Here is an 11,920-nt window from a genome sequence, read left to right on the forward strand (position 1 = left end):
CCGAGCTGGTAAAACAAGGGCCTGCCTGACGGCAGGCCCTAACCAGCCCGAACACAAAAAAACTGATACTCCCTAGAACGGATTTAGGCATATTCGGTGCTGGTCTTGATTTTGCAATAGCGTTGGAAGCCTTAGCAGTCAAACTGGCAGGTCAGCAATCAGCAATCTCCGTAACCAGAATAACCTTATTCACTATTTCATCGAAAAAAGCCGCTGTTTTCTTCGGCGAGGCACTGGCCAGAAAGTTCACCGAAAAAGTCACTGGTCGACTGCTAGGTTTCTTCTTTTCTGGCTGGATTCTGTCCGCAGTCAATATCATTGATGCATGGCAGGCCTGGCAATGGAACGATGGCGCTATGTACGGCTATCTCATGCTATCTATGGGAGGGCTAGCGGGTGCGCTAGGAGCGTTATTCGGAGCGGCTACAAAGCTGCTTGGACTTACTGCACTGGGTTGGACCGCATTGCTGCTGATCGCTGTGGGCGTGGGTTTTGTGATCTTGATGAGTTCAACTCCGTTGGAGTCTTGGTTAGCAAACGGCCCATTTGGCGAGTCTCATTCAATCGACCGATATTTACGAGACCCGGCAGAGGCTTTCTATCGGCTGACGAGCTTGCTTGCCGGCATTAGCATTTCCATCGAAAAAAATCCGGCTTACGAACAGCACGCTACATTTAATACTCGCGCCGACATACCTCACGCCATCCGTAGTGCAGACACGATTATTCGCCTGCAAAGCCGCTTGCCGGGCCTTATAGGTCGTCTCGACAGCATCAGTATTCAAGCCGAGTGTCGGCAGTGCCGTATCACTGAAAGAACCAATAATCAGGGCGTTCCTTATCGAGCAGAAAGTGAGGCCGGTGAAAGACCTGAAACGCCGAATGCACAACGGCTGCACCCTGATGCACTGGAGCTTTTTTTCACAACTAAAGTTAATCAGATATCCTCGACAGGCAGCCGCAGACATTATTACAAATGGGCGGTAAGAGCTCAATTTATCCTGACGCGCGGAGGAGAAAAATATTATTTCCCCGCCCCGGGTGTCAAGGACTCCACTCAGTACAGCCAAAACTGGGAAACGCCTGACTTTGGAAAAATCAATCAACCGTTCTGGGCTGACGAAGTCACGCACGGGGCTTCGTCTAGTGATTAATTCCGAAAGCAACACCTACTACGGCGAAAGCGCTTACCTACCAAACAGCGTACCCGCTCAACCTGCACAATCTGCTTATAATTTTGAGGATTCGCGCTTGGCCTGGGGGCACACAAAGGCTGTAGTGCCAGACAGTATTTTGGACGAGCCGACCCCAGCGGAGATGCGTTTTTGGAAAAAAATCAGACAAGAAAAGCAGGAGAGCACAAATAGTGGAGCCTATGTCCCAGCAACGTTTGAAGGGGTAAACCTTCATCAAAATTATGATCACGAGCGTCTGCGCTTTGCGCAGCTGCCCATGAATTCAAAAATCTGGATTTACGCATATCTCGGTGGAAAATGGTCGTTTTTAATATTTACGCCATTTCATATATTTATAGCATTAATGATGTATGTTGCCTCGATAAATTCTTACACAAAAATTAATTTTTTTGACACGCTTATTGGAGGTGGCTACTTTATTTCACTCCCCCCTCTACTCTGCTGGAGCGTGGGATACATCGTTGTAAATCATTTCCCCCGCCTCTGGTTCCGCCCGCCAAAAGGCCCACTCTGGGAGCTAAACCGCAGAACGGGTCTGGTCACCATCTTCGGCTACAAACGCCATCGAAAAGAAGGGGTTATCGACGAGTTCATCGCGCCGTTCTACGAGTTCGATGCCTACATGACCACCAAGCATGATCGTCATGGCTGCTATCACGGCCTGATGCTCCAGCATCGCTACGAAGAGCAGTCCATCAACTTTCACGCACTGCTCAGCCCTGACGATTTCCAGCAACGCCCCTGTGCACTCTGGGACTTCCTGCAAAATTACATGGACACCAGCGGCCCGATTCCGGATATCCCGTTGTTTGAACCGTACCGGCACCTGGACCCGGTCACTGCCAGCTACGATCAGCAGCGCGGCCGCGACCCTCGCTACTGGATCGACATGGATGACGCCACGTTCAAGGCCGAGGTCGATGCCATGTGGCAGCGGGTTTATGCGATTGACACGTTCAGCCGCCCGAATCTCATGGCGCGGTATGTGGATTATGGCGTGTGAGGTGTTGTGTCGGATCTGCGGCGGCCCTTAGACGGGCTGCCTCAGTTGCGTCTGATGTACCGTGTGCACCGTTGCTGCCGGTTCCCGGCAGTTCGCGGACGAGTCCGCTCCCACTATAAGCGAAGGGGCGCGCGGTCCGCTTCCGCTCCATCCGGGCAGACGCCAGCTTTTCAGAGCCTTCACGACTTGTGCATTACAGACTGCAGGCGGCTTAGGCGTGATCACGGGCAGGCTCAAAGCCCCAACATCAGCCCACTCAGGCGTTTGACCTTGCGGCGCAGGGCTTCTTCGAAGATGCCCTGGCGGGGTTCGATCAGGCTGAACCAGTGTTTGGCGCGGGTGATGCCGGTGTAGATGAGTTCTTTGGTCAGTACCGGGTTGAGCGCTTCGGGCAGGATCAGGGCGGTGTGGGCGAATTCCGAGCCCTGGGATTTGTGTACGGTCATGGCGTACACGGTTTCGACCTCGTTGAGGCGGCTGGGCAGGACGAAGCGTACGCCTTCGCTGCCGTCGTTGCGGGGGAAGGCGACGCGCAACACCTGTTTGCCCTCGCCGTCGCGCTCGGGCAGGCGCAAGGTGATGCCGATGTCGCCGTTCATCAGGCCGAGGCCATAGTCGTTGTGGGTCATCAGCACCGGGCGACCTTCGTACCATTGCTGTTCGCTTTCGATCAGCTTCGCGTTGAACAGCGCGTGAGTGATGCGCTGGTTCAAACCCTCCACACCCCACGGGCCTTTGCGCACGGCACACAGCAGTTGAAAGGCGTCGAAGGCGCTGAGTACCGAGCGCGCCCAACGGGTCCAGCAATGGTCGTCGAGTGCCGAATCATCGGCGGGCCGCCAGGCGGCAAGTACGTTGAGGTAATGGCGGTAACCCTGCGGACCTTGCTCGCCTCTGCCAAGCCCGTCGAGCACAAGGCGTTCGAACTTCAGATCCTGTTCGCCCTTCAACGCCAGGGCGAACAGGTCGTCATGACTGCCCGCCGCAAGCAGCGCGCGGGCCTGTTGGTCCTGCTGCTGGTTGACCAGTCGGGCCAACTGGCCGATACCGCTGCCTTGGCCAAAACGACGCGAGTGGCGCAGCATCACCACCTGCTGGGCCAATGGATGGTGCTGCGCATCGCCTTGGCGTAAGGCACCTTTGCTGAGGTCTTCGCCGCTGACAGCTTCAAGCCAGGCCTGAGTTTCAGGGCTGTAAAAACCTTCTTCGGCGTCGCGACACAAATCGCCCAGTACCGCACCCGCCTCAACGGACGCCAACTGGTCCTTGTCGCCGAGCAGCACCATGCGCGCATGCGGCGGTAATGCGTCGAGCAAATTGGCCATCATTTCCAGGTCGATCATGGATGCTTCATCAACCACCAGCACGTCCAGTGGCAGTAAGTTGCCTGCGTGATGGCGAAAGTGCCGGGTACCGGGGCGGCTGCCCAGCAGGCGGTGGACGGTGGTGACTTCGCTGGGGATTTTCTGCCGTACGTCGTCGCTGACGTCCAGGCTCTGCACCTGCTGGCTGATGGACTCGGTCAGCCGGGCCGCCGCCTTGCCGGTAGGTGCCGCCAGACGGATGCGCAACGGCTGGCCACTCTGCACCGCCGGTGCCTGCAATAACGCCAGCAAGCGCACCACGGTTGTGGTCTTACCGGTGCCAGGGCCACCGGTGATGATGCTGAAGCCCTTGCGGGTCGCCAGCGCGCAGGCAAGTTTCTGCCAGTCGATAATGGCTTGAGGCGCTGAGTTCGCAGGCCCGAACAGGGCATTCAGGCGCTGCGGCAGATCCTCCGGTGGCGCTTCGCTCTGCGCCAGGCGCTGACGCAAGGCTGCGGCGATACGCCGTTCATAGGTCCAGTAGCGGCGCAGGTATAAACGTCGCTCGGCCAGCACCAATGGTTTTTGCAGCGCCTCGGCACTTGAGTCTCCGACTTCGGCCACCAGCATGCTGCGCGCCAGCGCCTGGCACCAGGCGGCGCCATCCAGTGCTGCCAGCAGTTGCGAGGGCAGCAGCATTGTCCCGCCTTGCTGATCGCCCTCGGGTGGCAATGACAGGGCGAAGTCCGGTTCTTTCAGGGTTTCGTACAGATCCAGGCAGACATGGCCGTGGCCGAGTTGATGGCTGGTCAGCGCCGCAGCGACCAGCACCAGCGGATCGGCCTGCGGATCGAGGTCGCTGAGAAACGCGACAAATGCTTTGTCCAGCGCACGCAACCAGCCGCGCTCGACCCAGCGCTCCAGCAGGATCAACAGATCGCCGACGCGCGTCAGCGGACTCAATTCAGCGAGGCTGATGTCGTCCAGCGCGGTGGGCAACAGATCGTCGAACGAGCGGCTCATGCCAATGCTCCCGGCAGGTCATGCGCTAACGGTTTACCCTGAAACAAAAGGTCCAGACTCTCTATCAGTTCGCGTGGCGGACGGACAAAATACGCACCTTGAGAGGCCGAGCGGCTGCCGCGCAGGAACAGATACAGCGCGCCGCCCATGTGCTGGTCGTAATCATAGTCGGCCATCCGTGCCTTGAGCTGACGATGCAACGCCAGCAAGTACAGGACGTATTGCAGGTCATAACGGTTGTCGAGAATGGCGGTTTCCATCGCCAGTTCGGTGTACGCAGTGTCGTCGGTGCCCAGCCAGTTGGACTTGTAGTCAGCCACGTAATAACGGCCTTCGTGTTCGAACGTCAGGTCGATAAAGCCTTTGAACATGCCGTTGAGCGAGACCGTCTCGGTCGCAGCACGCGGCGCGTTGTTGTGGGTGAAGCGGCGTACCAGGGCATCCATCTGCGCCACATTGACGTTGTTGCTGGCGAACCAGAACTCCATCTCTATGCGGTACTGATTGGGCTGATTCAGCTCACCCAGCGCGACCGGCGTGGCATCCGGCGACAGACGCAACGGTATGTTCAGCATCTGCTGTAGCCAATCGCTCAGCGTGTCGATCCAGCCCGCCCAGCCGCGACGGCTGCAGCGACGTGCAACGGCGTCTCTCAGCAGTTCAGGCGTGTGCGCCGTTAGCGCAAAACCTTCGTTGCCAGCCCATTCGAGCAGTCCATGCAGAAAGGTGCCGGGATTGGGGCCACGCGGAAAGCGGTGGATATCGCCGCCGCTGGTCAAAATGTCACGCGGCGCTTCAGGGTCCAGGCGCTCGTCGTCGAACAGCTTCTGTGCCTGCGGGCTGTCAGGCGATTCATCGGCACCGGTGGTTACGGTGTCGCCGATACGCAGGGCGCTGTAGGAGGCGATCCACCAGTTCTCGGCAGCGCGACGTTTGGGTACCAGCAGTTGGACCAGCGCGGCTTCGTTGCGCGGCGCACTGAAGCGTTCGTCAGTGGGCTCGGGAACAGGCTGCAAGGCAATCGCATCACAGCCTTGCGCGAGATCACGCAGCCAGACTTTCAGCTCTGCCGACTCGGCCAGCGCAACACCGCCACCCAGCAAATAACCCAACGCCGAACGGTGCAGCATCGAGTTGCTGGCATTGCCGCGTTTGAGGTCGGCAACGCCCAGCCAGCAAGCGTGTTCGGAACGGGTCAGCGCCACGTAGAGCAAGCGCAGGTCTTCGGCCAGACGTTCGTCATCGGCTTGCTGAATCAGCGCTTCGGTGGGTTGCAGGCTGATCTGCGAGTTGCCGTCGGCGTCATGAAACTGCAGTGGCAGGCGACTGCCGTCCACGGGTTTCGAGGAGCAAATGAATGGCAGGAACACCAGCGGATATTGCAGGCCCTTGGACTTGTGGATGGTCACCACCTTGACCAGTTGCTCGTCGCTTTCCAGACGCAGGATCTGTTCTTCGCCAGCCTGACCGGACAGTGCCAGGTGGTCGCCCAGATGCCGAATCAAGGCCTGTTCGCCGTCCAGTTCGGCGGCGGCCTGCTGCAGCAGTTCAGACAAGTGCAACAGGTTGGTCAGTACTCGCTCACCGTCGGTGCGCGTCATCAATGTCTGCGGCAGGGCAAAGTCGTGCAGCAGGCGGCGCAGCATCGGCAGCACGCCCTGACTGCGCCACACGGCACGATAGCCACGGAACTGCATGACGCGCCGTTCCCACGCCAGTTCGTCCTGATTCAGACGCTCCAGCTCGGCCAGCGGCAGGTCAAGCGTGATACATGCCAGTGCGGCACGCAGCGTACGTTCGGAATCGGGCTCGGCACAGGCTTTGAGCCAGGACAGAAGGTCGTGGGCCTCCTGAGCGGCGAATACTGAATCCTTGTCCGACAGATAAACACTGCGCACGCCACGCGCGCTGAGTTGCTGACGCACCGCCTGCGCTTCCTTTCCATCGCGGACCAGAATCGCAATGTCGGCCGGACGCAGCCCGCGCAGCGGTTTATCAAGCATGGCGAAACCGGCACGGCCCTGTTGACCGGCGTTGAGCAGGCGCACGATCTCGCTGGCGCAACTGGCCGCCAACTGTTGGCGATAAATAACCCCGGACACCGGCTGTTCGCTTTCAAGATGCCAGACCGTGAGTGCAGTCAGTGGCGCGCCGTCGACTTCCAGGGTCTCTTTGCGCCCTTGGGCCAGCGCATCGGAGAACGGCACCTGATTGCCTTGATCATCACGAAACAGGAACGCTCCGCGACCTTGCGTACGTTGCTCTGCGCGCGTGAAGACATGGTTGACCGACGCGACCATTGCATGGCTGGAGCGGTAGTTGGTGTCCAGCGTGTGCCAACGGCCATCGGTGGCCTGCCGGGCGCGCAGGTACGTATAGATATCGGCACCGCGAAACGCATAGATCGCCTGCTTGGGGTCGCCGATCAGGAACAGCCCGGTCTGCTCGTCGTTACCTTCAAGGCGATAGATGCTGTCGAAGATCCGGTACTGCACCGGGTCGGTGTCCTGAAACTCATCGATCAACGCTACCGGAAACTGCTCACGAATCAGGGTGGCCAGACGTTCGCCGCCAGCGCTGTGCAGGGCGGCATCGAGCCTGAGCAGCATGTCGTCAAACCCCATCTCGGCGCGACGCCGCTTCTCTTCTTCAAAGCGGGCACTTACCCACTGCGCCGCATGCTGCAACACCGCGGCATCCGGCTTGGGCAGGCTGTCCAGCGCAGCTTTCAGCTGTGCCATGGCCTCGAAAGCAGGATGTGAAGGCGGATCACTTTTCCAGGCTTCGGCAACACCTTCCGGGGTCAGGCGAGTGAAACCGGTTCCCAGGTCCAGCGTTTCCTGTGTGTCGTCAGCGGCCCATGCAGCAAGCTTTTCAAACCAGGGCTTGAAGTAGCGCTCCTGCATCTTGCGGCCATCGACCACTTTGCGGGCTACGGCGTCCTGACAGAGCGCATACAGCTCTTCAGCCCAGGCGGCCCAAGGTGCTTTCAGGGCAGCGAGCGCTGCTCGGCGCTCCTGCAATGACGCCTCGATCAGTTCGGCGGGCTCTTGAGTGGGCGGGCTGCGATCACGACCAAACAAACCTCGCACACGCGGCAACAACGCCGCCGGACCGCTCAGATTTTCCCGCACCCAAGTCAACGCGTCGCCGCTCATGGGGTAGCAGAAGCGGCGCCAGTAGTCGCGCAGCACTTCACCGAGCAAATCGCTGTGGTCGGTTTCCAGGGTTTGGGTGAACAGGCTGCCGCTGTCGAATGCGTGCTCGCGCAACATGCGCTGACACCAGCTGTGGATCGTCGAGACGGCGGCTTCGTCCATCCACTGTGCGGCGATGTCCAGACGGCTGGCACAGGCCGGCCACTGCTCGGCCTCGAACTGCCCGCGCAGCTCGGCAATCAAACCGTCAGGTGCGGCAATCTCGTCACGAAAGAACCGCGCAGCTTCCGCCAATCGGGTACGAATCCTGTCACGCAGCTCCTTGGTAGCGGCGTCGGTAAAGGTCACCACGAGGATCTGCGGCGGCAGCAATTCACGACCAAAGCCTGACCGTTCGGTGCCGTGCCCAAGCACCAGACGCAAGTACAGGGCGGAGATGGTGAAGGTCTTGCCGGTCCCGGCGCTGGCCTCGATCAGTTGACTGCCGCGTAGCGGAAAACGCAGTGCCAGAGGAAGGGAATGTTCGTTCATGCGCCAGCCTCCCCGCCAGACAACGACTGCCAGGGCGCATCGTAAACCGGTTTGTAGAGCGTCTCGCACCAGCCTGCAAACTCTTCACTGTCGACCAGCGCGTCAAAGTCCGGAAACTGCCGGGCCAGTGCCGTGCTTTCGCGGCGCTCGCCATCGGTGGTCTGTCCGTCACCTTCGTAGGCTTTGCGGGCAGCCGCTTCGGCTTTGTCGGCAGGCTGGCCCAACCAGGCGAAGGCGGTTTTGACCGCGACAGGCAGAGGTTCCTGCATGCCGTGCAGCCAGGCCGTCAGCAAGTGGTTGAGCGTGGTGACGGCACTCGCCTTGTCCAGTGGCTCCAGCATCAGGGTTTCATCACTGGCGACCAGTGCCGTGCTCAACGGCAGGTCGCAAGCGCACGCCACCAGATGGTTGACCCACGGCCGAATCAACCGGTGCCACTTGCGGGTCTTTTTCGAGCCGATGCTGTTGGGAATGGCGGTAACCAGCAACAGCTCGCCACGGGCGTTACGGTGCAACCCGCCCAGCCAGCCGTCGATGCTGACACCCGCATGGCTGAAGCTGATCGGTAAAGCGCTGCTCAGGTTCTCGGGCCAGAGGGCCAACAGATCGTGGTAGCGCCTGAGTACGTCAGGCAGCGGTTCGATCAGCTCGCTCTGCATCAAGGTGCCGAAACCTGCGAGCGGCAGCAGGCCACTGGCTTGCAGTTTCAGCGCCTGAGTCTGTAGAGCAGCATCCATATTGTCCGGCGAGGACATACCTGCGCCAAGCAGGCTTTCACTCAGGCCATAGCGCTCAAGGGCATCGAGCACGAACGGCTCTTCATCGGCGAGCGGCGCTTCAGCAACTTCGAAATAGATCTTCAGGCGCTGGCTGAAAAAGTGTTTTACCGGGTTTCTCAGGAAATCCTGTAGCTGCGCAATGGACAGCGGTTCTTCCTGTTCGTGAGGCGGCAGCGCTTGAGGCACGGGCACCTGAAGGTCGGTTTCATGCAGCAGACGCCACTCGCGGGCGAAGCTGAAGTACCCCGTGCCGGCGTGGAAATAATTGGCACTGAAGAGTTGTAAGGGGTGATTCACAGTCAGGGCCTTCAGCAAGCGCTCATCATCCTGTTTAACGTCCGGATCGGTCTCGCCGGCCAGCTTCCAGCCGCTGGCGAGGTGATCGCGAAGCTGACCGATGAGCACCGAAGCTGGACGCTCACTGTTGTCACGAATGCTGTGGCCAACCCAACTGACATACAACTGGTCCCTGGCCGAGAGCAAGGCTTCCAGCAACAGGTAACGATCGTCTTCACGCCGGGAACGGTCGCCGGGGCGGTAATCGCTGCCCATCAAATCGAAATCCAGCGGCGGTTGCGCGCGCGGATAATCGCCGTCGTTCATGCCCAACAGGCAAACCACTTTGAACGGGATGGCGCGCATGGGCATCAGCGTGCAGAAGTTGACCGAGCCCGCCAGAAAACGCTGGGACAGGCGCCCTTGATCGAGCCCGGCCAGCCAGGCCTCACGCACCACGGTCAGCGGCAGCTCTTCAGTCAGCCTTACCGTTGCACAGGTTTCCAGCCAGTTCTCGCGCAGTGTTTCCAGTTGGGCAAGCAAGTAGTCGTCATGCTCGCTGTCGGCGAGGAAGAACAACTGCAGCAGCGATTGCAGGCGGGCACCCCACGCTTCCGGAGTGGTGGGTGTCGACAACTCTGTGTGGGCGACCTGAAGAGCATCAATCAACGCGACCAGCGGACCGATCAACGCCGCATCAAGCCCGCCGATCTCATCGTAAGGTTCGATGCCGTCGTAAGCCGCACCGGCACCCACGGCGTAACCCAGCAACATGCGACGCAGGCCGAAATGCCAGCTGTTCTGCTCAAGGGCATCCGGCAGCCCGAGGCCGGCCCGCTGCTGAGCATTAAGCCCCCAACGAATGCCTGCGCCTTCTATCCAGCGATGCAGTGTTGGCAGGTCGCGCTCTTGAATCCTGAAGCGTGCTCGTAAGGCTGGAACGTCCAGCAGGTCAAGAATCTCGCTGACCGGGAAACGGCTGTCCGGAAGTTTGAGCAGGTGCTCGACAGCAATCAGCAACGGCTCGCGGCCGCGCTGGCCCTGATCAGCCAGCGTAAAGGGGATGAAGCGACGGTCTTCGCGTTCGATCTGTCCGAATACCGCTCGTATGTGTGGGGCGTAGCTGTCGATATCCGGGACCATGACAATCACGTCACGCGGGCGCAGGCCCGGGTCTTTGCTGAACCGTGCCAATAGCTGGTCATGCAGCACTTCCACTTCGCGCTGCGCACTGTGCGCAACATGGAAACGGACCGAGCGATCTTCCAGCGGATCGACTGCCGGCCAGAGCTCACGGGTTTCATCCAGCGGGCGTAGCTCGAGAATATCGTCCTGCAACTGATTCAGCAGATTGGTGGGCTCGACTTCACTGAACAGGTCAATCCGCTCATCCTTGAACGAAGAGCGGTAGCTGCGCGGATCATCATGGCTGTCCAGCAAATTGATGTAATCGCGACCCTGCTTGCCCCAGGCAGCGAGCAGCGGGTGAGCATGCTGATGCAGCGCTTGCGGATCGAGGACCATCGGCATTCCGGTCTTGCGCGCCTGGCGTTTGTACTGGTGACGCAACAGGTCTTTGTCGGCGACGATATCAGCCCAGTGATGGCGACACGGGTTGTGAACGCAGAGCAGAACCTGGCTGAACTTCGCCAGGCCCGCCAATGCCTCGAGCGCTTGTGCGGGCAGCGAGGAAATGCCAAAAACGATGACACGTGCCGGCAAACCCGGAGGCGCTTCGGTCATGCTGCCGATGCGCTCGATGAAGCGCTGATGTACACCCGCTCGACTCTGCGACATACCTTTGGCACCGACATCATCCAGCAGCGCGCGCCACAGCTCGGCTTGCCAGCAATTAGCGGCTGACAGCGGTCTGGCCTGACCTCGCCCATCGCGCAATTGAAGGCGGCCAGCGGCCCAGTCTTCCAGCCAGTCGGCGCGGTAAACCTGATATTGGTCGAACAGATCTGACAGGCGCTCGGACAATTGATAGCGCTTGCGTAGATCAGTGTCGTCGGTCAGGAAACGCTGCAGGGGCTCAAAGTGTGGCTGATTGATGAGTTCAGGGAGCAAGCGCATCAAGCGCCAGGTCAGCGGGGTCTTGTCGAGCAAGGAAGTCGACGGTATTTCATCGCTTCCGAGAACCATGCGGTACAGCGTCCACATGAAGCTACCGGGCAATTGGACGTCTATGGCTGCGGCAATGCCACAGCCACCGCTATCTTCATCCTGAGCGTCCTCGGCCAACGCCAGTTTCAACCACTGCGCAATGCCGTTGCTCTGGACCAGCGCAATCTCGTTTTCCAGGGGGGCCAATGGATAACGTCGCATCCACGACACAACCAGACTGCGCAGCTCATCCGGGCGGTTGCCTTGAACCACCATGAAACCTGCACTCAGAGAGGTTGTAACGGACATGCTTGCTTCCTTGACCGGTGCGTAGAACCTGATGCCGAACCATAAGGGCAAGCGCGCTGGATTGCCATAAGCATGTTGGTCTGAATGACTGCCGGAGAGGTGGGGTTATGAGTTCAGGAGAATGCAGAGGTTTGTGGAACCCCAGACAAACAAAAACCCTCAACGCGTAAGCGATGAGGGTTTCTGGAATTTAATCTTGACGATGACCTACTCTCACATGGGGAAACCCCACACT

5 protein-coding genes are annotated in these 11,920 nt (G+C 59.5%); 2 read left to right on the forward strand and 3 right to left on the reverse strand.

Annotated elements, in window-relative coordinates; all coding sequences use genetic code 11:
• Positions 1 to 62 precede the first annotated feature (62 nt).
• Positions 63 to 1,154 (forward strand): hypothetical protein, encoded by a 1,092-nt coding sequence (locus tag AO277_RS06450; RefSeq protein WP_236691278.1) that lies wholly within the window; start codon positions 63 to 65, stop codon positions 1,152 to 1,154.
• Positions 1,155 to 1,317: 163 nt separating this feature from the next.
• Complete coding sequence (locus AO277_RS28400) at positions 1,318 to 2,199, forward strand: hypothetical protein (RefSeq protein ID WP_161795809.1); 882 nt, start codon at positions 1,318 to 1,320, stop codon at positions 2,197 to 2,199.
• 233 nt (positions 2,200 to 2,432) lie between these two features.
• On the opposite strand, the gene recD is transcribed toward AO277_RS28400, so the two are convergent.
• From recD to recC, 3 genes are read right to left on the reverse strand one after another with little or no spacing between them, the layout of a single operon-like run.
• A complete protein-coding gene (gene recD, locus AO277_RS06465; protein ID WP_044319731.1) occupies positions 2,433 to 4,526 on the reverse strand; it encodes an exodeoxyribonuclease V subunit alpha in 2,094 nt (697 codons plus the stop codon).
• Entirely contained in the window at positions 4,523 to 8,215 is a 3,693-nt protein-coding gene (gene recB, locus AO277_RS06470; protein ID WP_044319730.1) for an exodeoxyribonuclease V subunit beta, read from the reverse strand. The genes recD and recB overlap by 4 nt, the downstream gene beginning before the upstream one ends.
• Complete coding sequence (gene recC / locus AO277_RS06475) at positions 8,212 to 11,685, reverse strand: exodeoxyribonuclease V subunit gamma (RefSeq protein ID WP_044319729.1); 3,474 nt, start codon at positions 11,683 to 11,685, stop codon at positions 8,212 to 8,214. Before recC ends, recB begins: the two co-directional genes overlap by 4 nt.
• Between the last annotated feature and the right edge of the window lie 235 nt (positions 11,686 to 11,920).

It is taken from the genome of Pseudomonas amygdali (genome assembly GCF_002699855.1).
Classification (GTDB): Bacteria; Pseudomonadota; Gammaproteobacteria; order Pseudomonadales; family Pseudomonadaceae; genus Aquipseudomonas; species Aquipseudomonas amygdali.

Excerpts from the sequence above, each read along its gene's own strand:
- recB (WP_044319730.1), bottom strand. The coding sequence starts at position 8,215 with ATGAACGAACATTCCCTTCCTCTGGCACTGCGTTTTCCGCTACGCGGC.
- AO277_RS28400 (WP_161795809.1), top strand. The coding sequence starts at position 1,318 with ATGCGTTTTTGGAAAAAAATCAGACAAGAAAAGCAGGAGAGCACAAAT.
- recD (WP_044319731.1), bottom strand. The coding sequence starts at position 4,526 with ATGAGCCGCTCGTTCGACGATCTGTTGCCCACCGCGCTGGACGACATC.
- recC (WP_044319729.1), bottom strand. The coding sequence starts at position 11,685 with ATGTCCGTTACAACCTCTCTGAGTGCAGGTTTCATGGTGGTTCAAGGC.